We start from the raw sequence: 17,426 nt of genomic DNA on the forward strand, positions 1-17,426 counted from the left end.
CGGGTGACCGGGTCGTCGTTCGTCGTGCGTGCCGCCGCCCGGGACGAGGCCGCGGCCTGCATCGAGCTGTGGACGGCGGCGGTCGCGGCGCGGGACGGTGTGCCCCGGTCGGCGGCGGTCTGGGACCGTGCGCGGTCGAAGTTCGCGGCTGCCCGTGTCGCACTCGTCGTGGCGTCCTCGCCGTCGTCGGCCGCGCTCGCCGGCTCCGTGCCCGCGGGGTCTGCGCCCGCCGGCTCCGCGCCCGCCAGCCCCGCGCCCGCCGGCTCTGTGTCGGCGGCCTCCGCACTCGCCGGCTTCGCGCTCGTCACCGAGCCGGGGACGGGACTGCCGGGCGACCCGGACGATGCGGCGTACCTCTCGCTGCTCGCCGTCGATCCGCGCGCGCAGGGCCACGGACTCGGTCGGTCCCTGCTGCAGCGCGCCGTCGCCGAGGCCGGTGCCGCCGGGTACGCCCGGACCCTGCTGCACGCCCTCGACGACAACGCGCCGGCGCTCCGGCTGTACCGCGGCGCGGGGTTCGAACCCGTCGGCGAGCCCTTCCCGCACGCGCTGAGCGGCCGGCCCACCCGTGCGTGGGTCGCGGACGGCGCCCGGACGGCTCCGGCTACGCGGGTTCGGGCAGGGGCGACTGCAGCGCGTCCACCGCACTCGGCCACGGGGCCCACTTCGCCCGGGGCGCCACGAGCAGGTACGGCTGGGGCGTCGGGTAGCTGACGAGTTCGAGCGTCGATCCCCACGGGGTCCTCGTGTAGACGAACCGGTTCCCCTCGCCGGCCTCGAGCCCGCGCAGGTCTCGCGGGTCCGAGTTGCGGGTGCCCCCGGCGGCCTCGATGCGGGCGAGCGTGTCGTCGAGGTCGTCGGTGTGGATCGCGAGGTGCTGCCAACCGATGTCCGCGGGGTGCACCGCGCCGCGCTGGTCCGGTCCGAGGTACTCGAAGAGCTCCAGCCCCGGCCCCTCCGGGAGTGCGAGCATGCGCATCGCGCCCTGCGCCATCGTCGACGGGATCCCGAGGTAGCGGTGCGCCTCGGGGGTGCCGTTCGGCTCCTCCGAGCGGCACCGCATGTCGTACAGGACGACGGCGTCGAACGCCGCCTCGAAGAACGCCGTGGCTGCGTCGATGTCCGGCACCGTGACGCCCACGTGGTCGATCCTGATTCCCCTGTTCATACGACGATCGTGACAGCTCGGCGACCGGACGTTCCGGCCGGTGGCCGAGGGTGCGGTCCCGATGCGGCTTCCCGCACTCCGCACGAGGTGAGGTGAGGCTGTCCTCACCAGAAAACCCCTGATCAGGGTAGCCTCACCATGCTGGCGCCGCTCGCGACGGCGTGGCATCCTGACGTCCATGTCGACCGCAACCGACCTCGTCCTCCCCACCACCGACCACGACACCGCCAGCGCCGCCAAGCTGAACTGGCTGCGCGCCGGCCTCCTCGGCGCCAACGACGGCATCGTCTCGGTCGCGGCGGTCCTCGTCGGGGTCGCCGGTGCCGGGGCAGGGACCGGACCGGTCATCGCCGCCGGGACCGCTGCGCTCGTCGGCGGGGCCGTGTCGATGGCCCTCGGCGAGTACGTGTCGGTCAGCGGTGCCCGCGACGCGCAGCGCACCGGCCAGGCCGCGCAGCAGGCGCAGCTCGAGGCGGAGTCGGAGGACGCCGGCACGATCGCCGCGCACTACCGCGCGCTCGGGGTCGACCCCTCGGTGGCGAGCGCCGTCGCCGACGAGCTCGTGCGCCCCGAGGTCCGCAGCCGACGCGCCGCCGCAGCGCTCCGCGACGCCGAGGACGAGGTCGTCAGCCCGTGGCGTGCCGCCTGGGTGTCGGCGGCGACCTTCACGACCGGCGCCGCCCTGCCCTTCCTCGCGATGCTCCTCAGCCCGGAGTCCGCGCGCGTCGCCGTGACGGTGGTCGCGGTGCTCGTGGCGCTGGCCGCCACCGGGACAACCGGCGCGGCGCTCGGCGGTGCCCCGCGCACGCGGGCGACGATCCGCGTCGTCACCGGGGGCGCACTGGCACTCGCCGCGACGTACGCCGCCGGGGCGATCCTCGGGGCGCACGCGCTCTGAGGCGTCGACCGGCTCCGCTCCGCTACGGTGCGGCCGGACCGCCGGCGGCGAGCTCGGACGCCAGCGAGGCGTTGCGCTCCCGGATGAGCCGCGGCAGGTAGCGGGCCAGTGCGAGGCGTTCCGCGGCGAGTCCGAGCACACCGAGCGGTGCGCGGAACGCGATCTCGTCGACCATGCGCGTCCCGTCGGCCGTCGCCTCGAACCGGTGCTCGTGCCGGAACCGGGCGAACGGTCCACGCACCTGTTCGTCGACGAACCGGTGCGGCGCCTCCAGTGCCGTGATCCGACTCGTCATCCGCCACGCTATCCCGAAGTGCCGAGCGCGCCACGTGACGGACTCACCGAGCCCGATCGTCCCGGTGGTGGTGCCGTCGACGGCCCGCTCGCCGCTCGCGGCCATGGAGCGCTCGTGCGCGCCGATGTCGAGCGACAGCCGGAAGACGCGCTCCGGCGGGGCGGCGAGGTCGGTGACGACCCGGAACGCGACGGTCACGGGACCGGCCAGGCGGTGCGGACCGACCGGTCGTCGTCACGCAGGACGGCGGCGAGCAGCTGGTCGTGCCGCACGCCGTGCTGGAGCACCGCGGACCGCTGTCGGCCCTCGTACCGCAGCCCCAGGCGCTGGGCGACCGCGATCGAGCCGCGGTTCTCCGCCATCGCGCGCCACTGGACGCGGACCAGTCCGAGCCCCTCGGGCGCCGGCGCGAACGCCCACCGGAGCACCCGGTCCGCCGCCTCGGTCACGAGGCCCTGCCCGCGGGCGTCGGGGTGGGTGGCGTACCCGATCTCGGCACCGCCGGCGGCGAAGCCGAACAGCCCGACCGTCCCGAGCAGCCGGGGGTCGTCGGACCGTCGGATGGCGAACTCGTAGCGGACGTCCGAGGCCCAGCCCTCCTGCACCACGGCCGTGAGCCAGTGGTGGGCCTCGGCGTGGCCGTACGGTTCCGGCATCGGGATGAACGCCACGACGTCGGGATCGGTCGCGTACGCGACGACGTCGTCGGCATCGGAGAGCTCGGGGACCGAGAGGACCAGCCGCTCGGTCCGGAGCGTGACGGGGTCCATGAGGCGAGCCTAGCGAGCGGCCGGGCCGCGGTAGCGTCGAGGGCATGACGTTCGACGCGCTCCCGTTCCCGGTCATCGACGGACACAACGACCTGCCGTGGGAACGGCGGGAGACCCACGACTCCGGCGTCGAGGGCATCGACTCCGAGCAGGGATCGCTGCACACCGACCTGCCGAAGCTCCGGGCCGGAGGCGTCGTCGGCCAGTTCTGGTCGGTCTTCGTCCCGACGGACGTCCCCGACCCCGTCCGGGCGACGCTGCAGCAGGTCGACCTCGCGCACCGGATCATCGAGCGCTGGCCGGACGCCCTCGCCCTCGCCCGCACCGCCGCCGAGGTCCGCGCCGCGATCGACTCCGGCCGCACCGCGTCGCTGCTCGGTGCCGAGGGCGGTCACTCGATCGGCGACGACCTGGCGGTGCTCCGCGACCTCGCCCGCCTCGGGGTGCGGTACATGACCCTCACGCACAACGACGACACGCCCTGGGCCGACTCGGCCACCGGCTCCCACCCGCACGGCGGCCTGACCGACCGTGGGCGCGAGGTGGTGGCCGAGATGGAGCGGATCGGGATGCTCGTCGACCTGTCGCACACGTCGCCGGAGACGATGCGCGACGCCCTCGACGTCGCCACGCAGCCCGTCGTGTTCAGCCACTCGTCGACGATCGCCGTGAACGACCACCCCCGGAACGTGCCGGACGACGTCCTCGCCCGCCTCGGGGACAACGGCGGCGTCGTGATGATCACCTTCGTGCCGAATTTCGTGTCTGGCGCGTGGGCCGACTGGGAGGACGCCGGATCGGTCGGGGAGCCCCCGCTCGTGACGGTGTCGGACGTGGCGGACCACGTCGAGCACGCGCGGGACGTCGCCGGCGCGGCGCACATCGGGCTCGGTGGCGACTACGACGGCACGCCCGTGCTCCCGCCGGACCTCCGCGACGTGTCGCGCTACCCGGTGCTGGCGGCGGAACTGCAGCGGCGTGGGTGGGGTGCCGACGACCTCCGGGCGCTCGCCGGTGGCAACGTGCTGCGGGTGCTCGAGGCGACGGACGAGCGGTTCGCGCGGACGGCGCACGTGCGCTGACGACGGGGGCGCGGGCGCGGTGCGCCGTGCGCGGGTCCAGCACGCAGGGTTTCGCGCGCAGCGACACATTTCGCGATCGGGGACGCGAGAAGTGTCGGTGAGCGCGAACGGTTGCGGGCGGACCAGGCCGTTGGTCGGGAGGCGCGGTGCGCGCCGGGCGCGCAGCGCGCGTCACACAGGCAGCACCACCCGGGGTCCGATCGCTAGGATCGCAGCGCACGCCGTGCCTCCAGGGCGGAGGCACGCGACCTGACCCGATGAGGACGGTACCGATGAGCGGCACGATCCATGACGACATCTCGCAGGCGTTCGGGAACACGCCGCTGGTGCGGCTGAACCGCCTCCCGAAGGAGGGCGGCGCCGAGATCCTGGCGAAGCTCGAGTTCTACAACCCGGGTGCGAGCGTGAAGGACCGGCTCGGTGTCGCGATCGTCGACGCGGCGGAGGCGTCCGGCGAGCTGCAGGCGGGTGGGACCATCGTCGAGGGGTCGTCCGGCAACACCGGCATCGCGCTCGCCCTGGTCGGCGCCGCCCGCGGGTACCGGGTTGTCATCACGATGCCCGAGACCATGAGCGTCGAGCGCCGCGCGCTCATCCGCGCCTACGGTGCCGAGATCGTCCTCACCCCGGGGTCCGAGGGCATGAAGGGCGCCGTCTCGAAGGCGGAGCAGATCGTCGCCGAGACACCCGGTGCGATCCTCGCCCACCAGTTCGAGACGCCCGCGAACGCGGCGATCCACCGGAAGACCACGGCGGAGGAGATCCTCCGCGACACCGAGGGGCACGTCGACGTGTTCGTGGCGGGCGTCGGGACCGGTGGCACGATCACCGGCGTCGGACAGGTCCTCAAGGAGCGGGTCCCCGGCGTGCAGATCGTCGCGGTCGAGCCGAAGGACTCGCCGCTGCTGACCGAGGGCAAGGCCGGCCCGCACAAGATCCAGGGCATCGGCGCGAACTTCATCCCCGAGGTCCTCGACCAGAGCGTCATCGACGAGGTCTTCGACGTCGAGCTCGACGACGCGCTCCGGGTCGCCCGCGCCCTCGGCACCGAGGAGGGGATCCTCTCCGGCATCTCCTCCGGCGCGATCATCCACGCCGCCATCGAGATCGCCGCGCGTCCCGAGAACGTCGGCAAGCGCGTCGTCGCGATCGTCTGCGACACCGGTGAGCGCTACCTGTCGACGGTGCTCTTCGAGGGGCTCACTGCGTGACGTCAGCCCGACGTCGTGGCGTGCTGCGGACCGTCCGTGAGGACCTGGCCGCAGCACGCCGCGGTGATCCCGCAGCGCGCGGGGACCTCGAGAACGCCGTGGTGTACTCCGGCCTGCACGCGATCTGGACCTACCGGATCACGCACCGGCTCTGGCTCGCGAAGGGCCTGCCGGGATCACGCTTCGCGGCCCGGGTCATCGCGCAGATCGCCCGGTCGGCGACGGGCATCGAGATCCATCCCGGTGCGCGCATCGGGCGACGGTTCTTCATCGACCACGGCATGGGTGTCGTCGTCGGGGAGACCGCGGTGATCGGCGACGACGTCGTGCTCTTCCACGGGGTGACCCTCGGCGGCCGCGGAGGCGAGCACGGACCGGGCGCCCGTCGGCACCCGGCGGTGGGGGACCGCGTGGTCCTCGGTGCCGGGTCGTCCCTGATCGGGGCGATCACGGTCGGTGCCGACTCCGTCGTCGGGGCGAACACCGTGGTGACGAAGGACGTCCCGCCGGGGTCGGTGGTCACCGGGGTCGCCGGGACTGCCCGCCCACGCTCCGGACACGAGGGCGTCCCGCCCCTCTGACGGGCGCGGCGCGCCGCGCCGCGCCGCGCCCGCGCCGGGCGCGGGCCCGGGCCCGCGCCCGCGCCCGCGCGGGCCCGGGCCGAGCCCGAGACTCGCCGTGGCGGACACTTTCGCGGCACTGGGACCGCGAAAGTGTCCGCGGGGCCGAGTCTCGGCGTCGCGGGCCGCGCCGCGCGGGGAGCGCGGCGCGCAGCGCGCGGCGCGGCTGCGCTGCGTCAGCTCTTCTCGCAGGCGATCCCGTCGGCGTCGCGGTCGAGCTTCTTGTTCGCCGCGTACAGCGCGTCGTCCTTCTTCACGGTGCCCTTGAGCGCGCGGTACGTCACCTTGCCGGCCGAGGTCACCCGGTTCTTCGTGACGGACTTCTTGGCGATCCCGCCCGAGTAGACCTTCTGCACCGCGGTGCAGTTCTTGTAGACGGTTGGGGCGGCCTCGGCGGTCGAGGTGCCGCCGACGACGGCGGTCGCGGCGAGGACGGCGGTGGCGGCGGCGATGCTCAGGGTTCGGGTGATGTGCACGGACTGAGGATAGTTCGAGGATGGCGGCACCGGGTACCCCAGTCCGAGGCGCGTCGACGGCGAGACCGGTCCGAGGCGCGCCGACGGCGAGACCGGTCCGAGGCGCGCCGTCGGCGGTCGGGGGCATGCTGGGGCGCATGGACGGCGAGATGCTGCACGAGGTCGCGATCCGCACCGCGATGGGTCTGCCCGCGGTGGTGGAGACCCAGCCCTTCGGCGAGGGCGCCTTCGTCTACAAGGTCGTCGGGAAGATGTTCGTGATGACGTCCGTCCTCCGGGACGTCCCGATCGTCAACCTCAAGTGCGCGCCACCGCACGGCGCCGCCCTGGTGCGCGACCACGCCGAGATCACCCCCGGGTGGCACATGAACAAGCAGCACTGGATCACGCTGTCGCCGGGTGACGGCATCGACGAGACCCTCGTCGAGGACCTCGTCGGCAACGCGTACGACCTCGTCGTGGCGAAGCTCCCCGCGGCGAAGCGCCCGATCGACCCCGTGCGCCGCGCGCAGCAGGGCTGACGGTCGGCGCTCCGCTCAGGCGGTCGTCCGCGCGAGGACCTTCGACGCCTCGCGGACGACCTTCGGCGCGAGCCCACCCGTCCCCGGGCCGCCGGGCCCCGGACCGTGCCCGGACGCCAGCACGGCCTCGGCCTGCTCGGGCGTCAGCCCCCGGAAGAGCTGGCCGATCGTGACGCCGTGGTCGGGCCGGCGGGTGACGACGACGGGGTCACCGGCGGACACCGGCCCGGACCGCACCACGCGGAGGTACGCGCCCGGTCGGCCCTCCTCCGTGAACCGCTTCACCCACTTGTCGACGCGCATCCGGCGCGCGAAGGTGCCGCAGGGGATGCGCGGGATCGTGACCTCGAGCTCGAGGGTCTCGCCGATCCGCCAGCGCTCACCGGTGACGGCGCCGGTGACGTCGATGCCCGAGGTGCGCAGGTTCTCACCGAACAGCCCCGGCGGGACGTCGCGGTCGAGGAGATCGGCGAAGTACGCCGCGTCCTCGTCCGCGTAGGCGTACACCGCCTGGTCCGCGCCGCCGTGGTGCTTCCGGTCCGCCTGCACGTCGGCGTACAACCCGAGCGGGCGGATCCGGACGGGGCCGTCGACGGGACGCTTGTCGATCGCGGTCACGCCGATGGTCCCGGAGTCCGGCAGCAGGCGGTCGACGCGGCAGACGGCGGTGACGAGGGACATGCCCACAAGCCTGCCGCAGTTCTCGTGTGCGGAGAAGTGTGACGATCCGGGTGTCCGCTCCGTCCCATCGGTGGACGACACCGATGGAGGAACCCACCATGACCCGAACCGCACCTGCTGCCCACCCGGCGCACCCCGTGCGTCCGGCACCCGTCCGTGTCGGGGACGAGCACGTCCTGGCGCAGGTCCGCATCCGATCGCTGGCGGCGCGACCCGTCGGACCGATGAAGGTCCTGCACACACAGGAATCCCCGACCCCGCACCGGTAGAAGGAGACCGTGCCCCACCAGCCCCTCACCGACCTCGACGACGGCGTCCTCGCCGGTCGATCGGCCGACGGCGACGTCCGGGCGTTCGAGGTCCTCATCCGACGGCACACGCCGCTGCTCCGCGCCTACGCGCGACGGACCCTCGGGTCGACCGACGAACTCGACGACGTCGTGCAGGAGACGTTCATCACCGCCTGGAACCAGCTCGACACGCTGCAGGACGGCGCCCGGGTCAAGGCGTGGCTCATGCGCATCCTCAGCCGGAAGTGCATCGACCGCATCCGGGCCCGTCGTTTCCACGACGACGTGACCGAGCTCGAGGTCGAGGCGCCGTCGGACGACGCTCCGGACCGCGTAGCCGAGGCCCGTTCCCGCGAGGAAGCGGTCGAGACCGCGCTCGCGGAACTCCCCGAGGCGCAACAGCGGACGTGGCTGATGAAGGAAGTGCTCGAGTACTCGTACGAAGCGATCGCGGAGGAACTGCACCTCCCGCCCTCGACCGTCCGCGGCCTGCTGTCCCGGGCGCGCAAGAACATGATCCGTCTCATGGAGGGATGGCGATGACCGAATCCGATCCCGTCCGACTCGACTCCCTCGAACCCGACGACCTCGACGGCCACACGATCGACGAGCTGACCGACTACCTCGACGCCGGGATGCAGCCGGCCGACCCGAGCATCGACCACTCCGCCGCGTGCCAGAACGCCCTCGCGGCCATCGTGCGGCTCCGGCAGTCGTCGCTCGGCTCGCTCGAGGCCGCGGCCGAACAGGAGGCCCCGGCCGACGAGTCGTGGATCAGCGGCGTGCTCGCCAACATCTCGCTCGAGGCCCGCGCCGGGCGCGACGTCCCGCTCCGTCCGGTGGCGCCCACCGAGCGTCCCGTGATGACCGAGGGGGCCATCCGCTCTCTCGTGCGCACCGCCGGCGACGCGGTGCCCGACGCCCTCATCGCACGCTGCACGCTCGAGGGGGACGTCACCGAGCTCGGCGCGCCGGTCCGGGTCGTCGTCGAGATCGCGGTCCGCGCCGGGTCGACGATCCAGCGGGTGGCGTCGGACATCCGCGAGACCGTTGCCGAGGTCCTCGCGACCGAGACGGACCTCGTCGTGGCGTCCGTGGACGTCGTGGTGCGGGACCTCCTGCCACCCTCGACCGACGAGCCGGACGACGACGCCGAGGAGGACCGAGCATGAGCACCCAGGACGAGACCTTCGCCGAGATCGAGGCCGCCGTCCTCGCTGTCCCCGGGGTCGCCGAGCTGTACCGCGCACGCCCGACGCTCGGCAGCGCGGTCGACGCGGCGAAGCGCCTCGCGTCCCGCGCCTCGGTCGCGCACGTGGTCCTCGACGACGACGTGCTCCGCGTCGTGATCGGCACCGACGGTTCCGTGCCGGCCCCGGAGACCGCGCGTGCGGCGCACCTCGCGGCGCTCGACGCCGCGATCGCGCACGGCCTGCCGCTCAGCCGCGTCGACGTGCGGATCGCGCGCGTCGGCTGACGTTCCCCCTTGCAGGACGGGAGGCGCGGTGCGGGCCCGCACCGCGCCTCCCGTCCTGCAGTGGGTGCCGTCCACGGCACGGACCCGCGGGTCCGGCGTCGGGTCACGGCCGACGGTCGGCCACCTCGAGGACGACGACCACCGCGGCGACGAGCACGGCCGTCGTCACGAGGGACGCCGCCGGGACGGCGATGCTCGCGAGCACCGCGACGGCGAGGACCACGACCACGACGTTCCACCGGAGGCTGAGCGACGGTCGGAGCGCCAACGCCCAGATCGACAGCACGAACAGGGCGACCGGCACCGCGATCGTCGCGGCGACGGTCGCGTGCGACAGGTCGGCCTCGCCCGCGTCCGCGCTCACCGCGACCTCGATGCCCGCGGGGAGCGCTCCGGCCGCGGCGAACACGAGGTAGTGGCCGTAGCCGAACACGAGCGCGGTCGGCAGGGAGCGGATGCGGTCGTGCTGCTCGCGGGAGAAGTAGATCCACCACAGTCCGGCGACGATCACGAGCCCGCACGCGGCCAGGACCAGCAGCGAGCCGAGGTGGTCGGCGTGCGCGATGCCGTCGATGACCGCGTTCGCCGACGCGACGAGCCCCTCGCCGAGGACGATGAGCGTGAACAGCGAGTACCGCTCGGCGATGTGCCGGGTGTGCCAGGGGGTCGTCTGCGCGCGGGCCTCGGCGAACGGCGGGACGAGGACCTCGAGCAGGACGAGCACCGGGACCACGCCGAACGCGACGTCGTCGGGCAGGAGGAGGGCGAGCACCCAGAGCACCTGGACCACGACGATCCCGGCCGCGTACCGGAGCGCCGTCCGCCGGAACCGCGGCGACGAGACGGCGACCCGGAGCCACTGCCCGACCAGCGCGAGCCGCATGACGACGTACCCGAGCACCACGATCGTGGTCGACCCCTCGACCATCACGGCGTGCACCCCGGCGGCGAGCACGAGCACCCCCGCCATCTGCACGAACGTCATCACCCGGTAGAGCCAGTCGTCGGTGTCGAACGAGGTCGCGAACCAGGTGAAGTTGATCCACGCCCACCAGATGGCGAAGAAGACGAACGCGTACGCGAGGACGGCGGACGAGACGTGCCCCTCGACCTCGATCTCGTGCAGGTTCGTCGCGGCGAACCCGACCGCGACCACGAAGACGAGGTCGAAGAGGAGCTCGAGGGGACTGGCGGCGCGGTGGTCCTCGGTGGGGTCGCGCGGCGCCATGCGGCGGAGTCCGATGGTGGTCACGTGCGCATGCCTACACGACGAACGACCCCGGGTGCGGGACCCGGGGTCGTTCATCGTCGGTGCAGCGCGTCGACTCAGTAGAAGTTCGACGCCTGCGAGTGCGCCCACGCGGCGCAGGGCGTGCCGTACGCGTCGTTGATGTACTGCAGCCCCCAGGTGATCTGGGTGGTCGCGTTCGTCTGCCAGTCCGAGGCGATCGTCGCCATCTTCGAGCCGGGGAGCGCCTGCGGGATGCCCGTCGCGCCGCCGTTCGCGTTCACGGCCTGGTAGTTCCAGCCGGACTCCTTGGTCCAGAGGTTGTCGAGGCACTGGAACTGGTCGGCACCCCAGCCGTACTTCGACGAGGCCATCGAGCTCGCGGTCGCCTTCGCACCGGCGACCGTGTTCGCGGCCGCCTGCTTCCGAGCGGCCTCGGCTGCGGCGGCCCGTTCGGCGGCGGCGCGCTTCGCGGCGGCGGCCGCGGCGGTCTTCGCGTCGGCGTCGCGCTTGTCCTGCACGGCGCTGGCGTCCGCGACCTCGGTGGTGGCGTCGACCGTCGAGGAGATCCGCGAGGTGAGCGCGGCGCCCGAGAGCGACCGGTAGTCGTCGAGTGCGTCGATCCGGCGCTCGAGCGTCGCGGTGTCCGTCTTGTCGTTCGCCGCGTCGACGACCGTCTCGGCCGTGGCGATGGTCGCTGCGGCCTGCGCCCGGTCGAGGGCGGTGCCGGCGAGGGCCGGTGCCGCGGTGGCGCTGGCGGTCGGCATGCCGAGGGCCTCGCCGATCGCGGGCTGCGTGCCGACGGTGGCGATGCCTCCGGCGACGGCGAGGACGGCGGCTCCGCCCACGATGAGCGTGGTGGGGCGGCGGAGCGCACGACGGAGTCGCCGGGTGGGGGAGTTCAGGGCCTCACGTCTGGTCGAGGCCGTGGTGGTCGGGAGGTCGGTGTTGCGTCCTGTCATCGGTTCCGGTGGTCGGCCGACTCTGGGGTGCGTGCCGCGTGACGCTGCGTGCGGGGGATGGGGGAGCGCGCAGGGGGGGACGAGTCCACGTCCGTCGTCAGGGGCTCGCGAGCCGGGGGAGGACCGGACGGTGGTGTGGGGCCCGTCCGTCCGCCGACGTGCGGCCGTGGGGGTGGCCGCCGCGGGGCGAAGCCGCCACGATGACCGGTGTTGCTGGGCACACCGTCCAGTTTGGCTGGCAGAACCGTCCGTCCACCCGTTGGTAACGGTTCGGTAACGACCGGATCACGGAGCCGAGGTGTGAGCTTCCTGGGTGCGCTCGCCCTGGGCCACGCGCTCGAGTGCGTCGAGTGCGGCGGCGATGGCGTCGACGTCCGCCTCGGGGAGGTCGGCGATGAGCTCGGCGACGATGCCGGTGCGCGTGGACCGTGCCTGTTCGACCGCCGCGGCACCCTCTGGTGTGGCCGTCACCATGAAGGCGCGACCGTCCCGCGGGTCGGCCTCGCGCTCGATGAACCCGCGCTGCTCCAGCTCGGTGAGGATGCGGGTCATGGTCGGCTTCGTGACGACCTCGATCCGCGACAGGTCGCCGGGGCGCAGGGGTCCCTCGCGTTGGATCGTCGCGAGCGCGGACACGATGCCGTACCCGAGCGCGGCCGAGTCGGACCGGGCCCGTCGGTTGATCCGGCCGACCGCGGCGGCGAGGCGCGAGGCGATCTCGGTGCGGTCCGGCTGACGGTGGCTCATGCGGTGCTCCGTGGCGGTCGACGGGGTGGTCGGGGCGATGCTACCGGCTCGCCGGACCGTGTGACTGGGAGCGACGAGCGGCTGGGCGAGGCTCCGGCACGGACCGTCCGGAACGGGTCACGCCCGCCTCGCGAGTGCGGGACGGGCGTGTTCCTGTACGGGGACTCAGGCGAGCTCAGCGCTTCTCGCCCGGCAGCAGGTGGATGGCCTCGGTCGCGAGCTCGGCCTCGATGTTGTCGCCGGACGCCGTGGCCTCGCGCAGTCGTCGGAAGTCCGCCGTCATCCGGTCCCAGTCGACGAGTTCGTCGAGGTTCGGCAGACGCAGGCGGAACGCGAGACCGTCCATGGTGTCCCGGCAGACGCGCTGGAGGTTCTCGTTGCCGCACTCCTCGACGTAGCGGGCGAACACGGCGAGGGCGTCACGGTTCACCGCGGCGACGTCGTGCGCCTCGTAATCCGCGATCGTGGCGTCGAGCTGCGCGAGGATCTTCTTCTTCGCGCCCGCACCGAGCCGCGGGACCGCGAGTCGGACGACCCCGCCGAACAGGACGCCGAGGGTCTGCAGCGCCTCGACCACCTCGGCCGGGTTCGGGGTGGTGACGCGGGTGTACCGGTTCGGTGCCATCTCGATGAGGCCGGCGCGGGCGAGCTGGCTCAGGGCCTCGCGGATCGGGGTGCGGGAGACGCCGAGCCAGGCGATGAGCTCGTCGTCGTTCAGCCGTTCGCCGGGCTCCAGCGTGCCGTCCATGATCGCGGCGTGGATCTTCAACCGGACGGTGTCGCGGAGCAGCTGGTGCTCGGTGGGTGCACTGCTGGGGACCGGCATGCGGGTTCCTCCGGGATCGGGGCATCGGGTCGGTTGCTCGGCACCGGTGGGTGCGGGCGCACCGTTCACCGTACCTGATATGTGAACGGTGTCCCGCCCGGCCCGGAGCGGGTCAGTCGTGGGGTCGGAGCAGCCGGAGCGTCACCGGGTCCGCGGTCCCGCCGAACCACCGGTCGAGGACCGCCCGGAACGGCCGGGGGTCCGTCGCGGCCTCGGCGAAGAGGGTCATCGACGACCGGAGCTTCATCGCGTCGACACCGCCGAACAGCTCGTCGACCGACCGTGCCGGTGCTGCCAGGGCAGCGGCGGACGCCTCGAGCAGCCGGGGGCCGAGGACGGGGTGGGCGAGGTACGCCCGGGCTTCACCGAGGTCGTCGAGCGCGTACCGCTGGGCGGTGGGCGAGCGGCCGAGGCCGGTGAGCTGCGGGAACACGAACCACATCCAGTGCGAGGACTTCCGGCCGTGGCCGAGCTCGGCGACGGCGGTGTCGAACACCCCCTGTTGGGCGCGGACGAACCGCTCGAGGTCGTGCGGGTCCTCGCTCACCGCACCACGTCGCCCCACGCGTAGCGGACGGTGGTGCCGTCCACGACGAGGAGCGAGTCCGGATCGCGGCCGAGCAGCCCCGGCACTCCGACCGCGTCCGGCAGGTCGCCGGCGAGGCGCTCGAGCCGCGCCGACCGGATCGTCAGGGGCGGGTGCTGTCGCTGCCAGAAGATCGTCTGCGCGAGGTGTCGGGCATGGATGCCCTGCCGCGTCGTGAGCTCCGTCGCGAGCCGGTCGTCGACGACCTCGCCGGCCACGACCCGGACGGTGGCGTCGTGCCGGGGCCGCACCGCGCCTCCCGGTCGCACCGCGTCCCCCGAGCGCACCGCACCGTCCCCGCCCGTCGTGCCGTGCCGTGCCCGCAGCCACCGGACGGGGTGCAGGGACCGCGCCGGGTGCCGCACCGAGCGGTACGACAGGGTGTCGCCGCGTCGTCGTGCCCGTGCGTGCGCGAACGTGTACGGCACACCGAGCAGCGCGTGTGCGGCGACGATGGCCGGCACGTTCGCGGTGTCGACCGTCCGGTACGCGACGCCGTGGCGGCCGAGGTCGTCGACGGTGAGCACCTCGACCGTCACCTCGGTCATCGTGCCGAGCCGACCCGACGGCGGGAACGGCGGCACCCGGGTCTCGCGGAAGACGTACGCCGTCAGGCCCACCCACGCGCTCCCGTCCACGACGTCGGGACGGGTCCCGCGCGGCACCAGGCGCTCGAGCGACGCGGGGTCGTGGCGCCAGTGCGCGAAGACGACGTCCTCCCACGCGTGCACCGTCACCGGCCGGTGCAGCAGCGGGACGGCGGCGCGGTCCGCCGCAGCCCCGGTCACCGCCGCGGCGCGTGTCGGCCGACGCGCACGGCCCAGGCGACGAGCGGAGCCTGCAGCGGCAGGCGGAGCACCGAGACGAGCCGCATCGCCCGCGTCGACCGCGGGCTGTCCAGCAGGTCGCTCGCCATCTTCACGTTCGCGGGGAAGACCGCCAGGAACAGTGCCGCCGCAGCCCAGCCCGCGGCGCGGCGTGTGGCCGGGACCACCAGGCCGGCGGCGATCCCGAGCTCGGCGGCACCGGAGGCCAGCGTGGTCAACCGGGGCGGGAGGGCGTCCGGGACGATCCGGTCGTAGCCCCGCGGTCGCAGGAAGTGGGTGACGCCGGCCCCGCCCAGCACGACGGCGAGGAGGGTGGCGGTCCGGGTGGCGCGTCGTGCGCGCTCGCGTCGTCGCATGCGTCCATGCTGCCCCGTGCGGCGCCCGGCACGCACGGAGATCGCTCAGGTGGCGCGGTGTGGAACGGTGCGGGGCTCAGGTGCGTGCGGGGCTCGGGTGCGTGCGGGGCTCAGGTCAGTGCGGTCGCGACGAGGTCGAGGACGACCGCGGCCACCTCGGCCTTGCTGCCGGACGCCTCGCGCACCACGTCGCCGCCGGGGACGAGCACCTCGATGGCGTTCTCCTCGCGTTCGAACCCCGACGACCAGCCGACGTGGTTCACCACGAGCAGGTCCGCCGGCTTGCGGGCGATCTTCGCCCGTCCGAGCGCGATGCGGGAATCACGGTCCGGTTCGGTCTCGGCGGCGAACCCGACGATGATCTGCCCGGTACGGCGGGCCGCGACGAGGTCGGCCAGCACGTCGGGGTTCTTCACCAGCTCGAGCGTCATGGTCTCGCCCTGCGCCTCCTTCTTGAGCTTCTCGGCGCGCACCTCGCGGGGACGGTAGTCGGCGACCGCCGCCGTCATCACGACGACGTCGGCCTCGGCTGCTGCCGCGTGCACCGCGTCCGCGAGTTCCAGCGCGGACCCGACGGCGACGACCCGCACGTCGAGCCCGGCGGTGAGCGACGCCTCGACGTTCGCGCTCACCAGCGTCACCTCGGCGCCGCGCCGGGCCGCGTCGGCCGCGATCGCGATGCCCTGCCGACCGCTCGACCGGTTGCCGACGAACCGGACCGGGTCGAACGGCTCGCGGGTGCCGCCTGCGCTGACGACGACGCGGACGCCCGCGAGGTCACCGAGCTCGCCACGGGCTCCGGTCCCGGCGACCCCGGTGGTGCCCGCCCGCTCGGCGCCTGCGCGGTCGGTGCCCGCCCGCTCGGTGCCCGCTCGGTCGGTGCCCGCTCGGTCGGTGCCCGCGGGGTCGTCGAGCACCGCGAGCGCCGCGGTGACGATGTCCTCGGGCTCCGCCATCCGGCCGATCCCCGCGTCGTCGCCGGTCAGCGCCCCGACGACCGGGCCGACGAGGTGGACGCCACGGTCGCGCAGGGTCGCCACGTTCGCCCGGGTCGCCGGGTGCTCCCACATCTGCGGGTGCATCGCGGGTGCGACCACGACGGGAGCCTCGGTCGCGAGCAGCGTCGTGCCGAGCAGGTCCCCGGCGAGCCCCGCGGCCATCCGGGCGAGGGCGTCGGCGGTGGCCGGGGCGACCACCACGAGGTCCGCCCGGCGGCCGAGCGCGACGTGGCGCACCTCGGCGACGTCGTCGAAGACGCTCGTGGTCACCGGGTTGCGGCTCAGCGCCTCGAGGGTGGGGAGCCCCACGAACCGCAGGGCCCCCTCGGTCGGGACGACGTGCACGTCGTGGCCCCGCTTGACCAGGTCGCGGACCACCCCGACGGCCTTGTACGCGGCGATGCCCCCGGTGATCCCGACGACGACGGTCAGACGGCGCTCTGCTGCTGCGTTCACACCGGTCACGCTACCCGGGGCGTCGTGCGAGGATCGATCCCATGTGCACCGTCGTCGTCCGCGTCGAGCCCGGGTCCGCGTGGCCCGTCACCATGCTCGCCCTGCGCGACGAGTCGCCCGAGCGACCGTGGGACCCGCCCGCCGCCTGGTGGCCCGACCGCGACCCGTCGATCCGCGGCGTCCGCGACCGTTCGGCCGGCGGCGCGTGGCTCGCGGCCTCCGACGCGGCCGGGCTGGCCGTGGTGCTCAACCGCGGAGAACCGGTCGCGAGCGCCGACAGCACCTGGACCACCCGCGGGGTCGTCCCGCTCGACGCCGTCGCCGGCGTGCTGCCGGGACACGACGGCACGGTGCCGACGACCCGGGCCTTCAACCTCGTCCGTGCGACCTCGGACGGCGCCGAGGTCACGACGTGGGACGGCACCGAGGTCCGGACGACCGTGCTCGGCCCCGGCGTGCACATGGTCACCCACGGCGAGCCGGACGACCCCCGGGCGCCGCGCATCGAGCGCTGGCTCGAGGCCTTCCGCGCCGTGGACGCGCCGGTCGGACCGCCGGTGCTCGGCCCCTTCGACGAACTGCGGACGGCCGACGCCGGGGTCGATGCCGGTGACGGGTGGAGCGGATGGTTCGGCCTGCTCGCCGAGTCGGCCGCGCTGCCCGCGGACGATCCGGACGCGATCCTCCGGGACGCGCACGAGCACGACGGGCACGTCGCGACGCTGTCGATCGTCGCGGCGGCCGTCGGACCCGCGCGCACGGTGCTGCAGCACGCCCGGCTGACCGAGCCGGGGCGCCTTGACGGTTCGGTCGAGCTCCACCGCGCCTGAGCGCTCGGTTCGTCCCTCCGGAGCGCACCGCGCCTGAGCGCTCGGCCCGTCCCTCCGGAGCGCACCGCGCCTGAGCGCACCCGCAGCGCGATCGCGCCACCAGCCCTGGTCCGTGCGCGTA

The 17,426-nt window shown here is 74.0% G+C and carries 24 protein-coding genes; 11 read left to right on the forward strand and 13 right to left on the reverse strand.

Annotation, left to right across the window (positions count from 1 at the left end; all coding sequences use genetic code 11):
• The first annotated feature begins 3 nt into the window (after window positions 1–3).
• A complete protein-coding gene (locus ACQXVK_RS10965; RefSeq protein WP_430853586.1) occupies window positions 4–714 on the forward strand; it encodes a GNAT family N-acetyltransferase in 711 nt (236 codons plus the stop codon).
• On the opposite strand, the gene ACQXVK_RS10970 is transcribed toward ACQXVK_RS10965, so the two are convergent.
• The gene (locus ACQXVK_RS10970) at window positions 605–1,168 is read right to left on the reverse strand and encodes a VOC family protein (RefSeq protein ID WP_430853587.1); all 564 of its coding nucleotides are present in this window, start codon (window positions 1,166–1,168) and stop codon (window positions 605–607) included. The two genes, ACQXVK_RS10965 and ACQXVK_RS10970, sit on opposite strands and share 110 nt — an antisense overlap.
• A 178-nt stretch (window positions 1,169–1,346) precedes the next feature.
• On the opposite strand from ACQXVK_RS10970, the gene ACQXVK_RS10975 reads away from it, so the two are divergent.
• Complete coding sequence (locus tag ACQXVK_RS10975; protein WP_022907124.1) at window positions 1,347–2,066, forward strand: VIT1/CCC1 transporter family protein; 720 nt, start codon at window positions 1,347–1,349, stop codon at window positions 2,064–2,066.
• A gap of 22 nt (window positions 2,067–2,088) precedes the next feature.
• Here ACQXVK_RS10975 and ACQXVK_RS10980 read toward each other — a convergent pair whose 3' ends face one another.
• Both ACQXVK_RS10980 and ACQXVK_RS10985 read right to left on the reverse strand, forming a co-directional pair.
• Window positions 2,089–2,559, reverse strand: coding sequence for an SRPBCC family protein (locus ACQXVK_RS10980; protein WP_430853588.1), 471 nt, complete (start codon window positions 2,557–2,559; stop codon window positions 2,089–2,091).
• Window positions 2,556–3,131: a GNAT family N-acetyltransferase gene (locus tag ACQXVK_RS10985; protein WP_430853589.1), complete on the reverse strand. Its 576-nt coding sequence runs from the start codon at window positions 3,129–3,131 to the stop codon at window positions 2,556–2,558. The genes ACQXVK_RS10980 and ACQXVK_RS10985 overlap by 4 nt, the downstream gene beginning before the upstream one ends.
• A 44-nt stretch (window positions 3,132–3,175) precedes the next feature.
• Between ACQXVK_RS10985 and ACQXVK_RS10990 the strand changes: the two genes are divergently transcribed.
• The 3 genes from ACQXVK_RS10990 (at window position 3,176) to epsC (ending at window position 6,005) form a co-directional block, all read left to right on the forward strand.
• Complete coding sequence (locus tag ACQXVK_RS10990; RefSeq protein WP_430853590.1) at window positions 3,176–4,213, forward strand: dipeptidase; 1,038 nt, start codon at window positions 3,176–3,178, stop codon at window positions 4,211–4,213.
• A gap of 272 nt (window positions 4,214–4,485) precedes the next feature.
• Window positions 4,486–5,424, forward strand: coding sequence for a cysteine synthase A (gene cysK, locus ACQXVK_RS10995; protein WP_022907128.1), 939 nt, complete (start codon window positions 4,486–4,488; stop codon window positions 5,422–5,424).
• Complete coding sequence (epsC, locus tag ACQXVK_RS11000; protein ID WP_261974923.1) at window positions 5,421–6,005, forward strand: serine O-acetyltransferase EpsC; 585 nt, start codon at window positions 5,421–5,423, stop codon at window positions 6,003–6,005. The genes cysK and epsC overlap by 4 nt, the downstream gene beginning before the upstream one ends.
• Window positions 6,006–6,220: 215 nt before the next feature.
• On the opposite strand, the gene ACQXVK_RS11005 is transcribed toward epsC, so the two are convergent.
• The gene (locus ACQXVK_RS11005; protein ID WP_022907130.1) at window positions 6,221–6,520 is read right to left on the reverse strand and encodes an excalibur calcium-binding domain-containing protein; all 300 of its coding nucleotides are present in this window, start codon (window positions 6,518–6,520) and stop codon (window positions 6,221–6,223) included.
• Between the two features lie 137 nt (window positions 6,521–6,657).
• Between ACQXVK_RS11005 and ACQXVK_RS11010 the strand changes: the two genes are divergently transcribed.
• On the forward strand, window positions 6,658–7,041 hold the full coding sequence (locus tag ACQXVK_RS11010; RefSeq protein ID WP_022907131.1) for an MmcQ/YjbR family DNA-binding protein: 384 nt from the start codon (window positions 6,658–6,660) through the stop codon (window positions 7,039–7,041).
• Window positions 7,042–7,056: 15 nt separating this feature from the next.
• Here ACQXVK_RS11010 and ACQXVK_RS11015 read toward each other — a convergent pair whose 3' ends face one another.
• Window positions 7,057–7,722, reverse strand: coding sequence for an MOSC domain-containing protein (locus tag ACQXVK_RS11015; RefSeq protein ID WP_031262315.1), 666 nt, complete (start codon window positions 7,720–7,722; stop codon window positions 7,057–7,059).
• 98 nt (window positions 7,723–7,820) lie between these two features.
• Between ACQXVK_RS11015 and ACQXVK_RS11020 the strand changes: the two genes are divergently transcribed.
• The 4 genes from ACQXVK_RS11020 to ACQXVK_RS11035 are packed head-to-tail and all read left to right on the forward strand — an operon-like array spanning window position 7,821 to window position 9,489.
• A complete protein-coding gene (locus ACQXVK_RS11020) occupies window positions 7,821–7,991 on the forward strand; it encodes a hypothetical protein (RefSeq protein WP_187290500.1) in 171 nt (56 codons plus the stop codon).
• Window positions 7,992–8,000: 9 nt separating this feature from the next.
• Window positions 8,001–8,555, forward strand: coding sequence for an RNA polymerase sigma factor (locus ACQXVK_RS11025; RefSeq protein WP_430853591.1), 555 nt, complete (start codon window positions 8,001–8,003; stop codon window positions 8,553–8,555).
• Window positions 8,552–9,184, forward strand: coding sequence for a hypothetical protein (locus ACQXVK_RS11030; protein ID WP_402269138.1), 633 nt, complete (start codon window positions 8,552–8,554; stop codon window positions 9,182–9,184). Before ACQXVK_RS11025 ends, ACQXVK_RS11030 begins: the two co-directional genes overlap by 4 nt.
• Window positions 9,181–9,489, forward strand: coding sequence for a hypothetical protein (locus ACQXVK_RS11035; RefSeq protein ID WP_430853592.1), 309 nt, complete (start codon window positions 9,181–9,183; stop codon window positions 9,487–9,489). The genes ACQXVK_RS11030 and ACQXVK_RS11035 overlap by 4 nt, the downstream gene beginning before the upstream one ends.
• 103 nt (window positions 9,490–9,592) lie before the next feature.
• Here the strand turns inward: ACQXVK_RS11035 and ACQXVK_RS11040 are convergent, their stop codons facing one another.
• From ACQXVK_RS11040 to ACQXVK_RS11075, 8 genes are all read right to left on the reverse strand, one after another.
• Window positions 9,593–10,741, reverse strand: coding sequence for a low temperature requirement protein A (locus ACQXVK_RS11040; RefSeq protein WP_430853593.1), 1,149 nt, complete (start codon window positions 10,739–10,741; stop codon window positions 9,593–9,595).
• Between the two features lie 74 nt (window positions 10,742–10,815).
• The gene (locus ACQXVK_RS11045) at window positions 10,816–11,679 is read right to left on the reverse strand and encodes a hypothetical protein (protein WP_022907138.1); all 864 of its coding nucleotides are present in this window, start codon (window positions 11,677–11,679) and stop codon (window positions 10,816–10,818) included.
• Window positions 11,680–11,964: 285 nt separating this feature from the next.
• Window positions 11,965–12,426, reverse strand: a complete 462-nt coding sequence (locus ACQXVK_RS11050) for a MarR family winged helix-turn-helix transcriptional regulator (RefSeq protein WP_022907139.1) — start codon at window positions 12,424–12,426, stop codon at window positions 11,965–11,967.
• A 175-nt stretch (window positions 12,427–12,601) separates the two neighbouring features.
• A complete protein-coding gene (locus tag ACQXVK_RS11055) occupies window positions 12,602–13,252 on the reverse strand; it encodes a GntR family transcriptional regulator (protein WP_402269141.1) in 651 nt (216 codons plus the stop codon).
• 112 nt (window positions 13,253–13,364) lie between these two features.
• Entirely contained in the window at window positions 13,365–13,799 is a 435-nt protein-coding gene (locus ACQXVK_RS11060; protein WP_430853594.1) for a DUF1810 domain-containing protein, read from the reverse strand.
• The gene (locus ACQXVK_RS11065; protein WP_402269143.1) at window positions 13,796–14,626 is read right to left on the reverse strand and encodes a YqjF family protein; all 831 of its coding nucleotides are present in this window, start codon (window positions 14,624–14,626) and stop codon (window positions 13,796–13,798) included. Before ACQXVK_RS11065 ends, ACQXVK_RS11060 begins: the two co-directional genes overlap by 4 nt.
• Window positions 14,623–15,021, reverse strand: coding sequence for a DoxX family protein (locus tag ACQXVK_RS11070; protein ID WP_430853595.1), 399 nt, complete (start codon window positions 15,019–15,021; stop codon window positions 14,623–14,625). Before ACQXVK_RS11070 ends, ACQXVK_RS11065 begins: the two co-directional genes overlap by 4 nt.
• A 110-nt stretch (window positions 15,022–15,131) precedes the next feature.
• Entirely contained in the window at window positions 15,132–16,451 is a 1,320-nt protein-coding gene (locus ACQXVK_RS11075; protein WP_430853774.1) for a bifunctional phosphopantothenoylcysteine decarboxylase/phosphopantothenate synthase, read from the reverse strand.
• A gap of 65 nt (window positions 16,452–16,516) precedes the next feature.
• On the opposite strand from ACQXVK_RS11075, the gene ACQXVK_RS11080 reads away from it, so the two are divergent.
• Window positions 16,517–17,305 (forward strand): NRDE family protein, encoded by a 789-nt coding sequence (locus ACQXVK_RS11080; protein WP_430853596.1) that lies wholly within the window; start codon window positions 16,517–16,519, stop codon window positions 17,303–17,305.
• Window positions 17,306–17,426 lie beyond the last annotated feature (121 nt).

Source organism: Curtobacterium sp. AB451, assembly GCF_050585845.1.
GTDB lineage: Bacteria > Actinomycetota > Actinomycetes > Actinomycetales > Microbacteriaceae > Curtobacterium.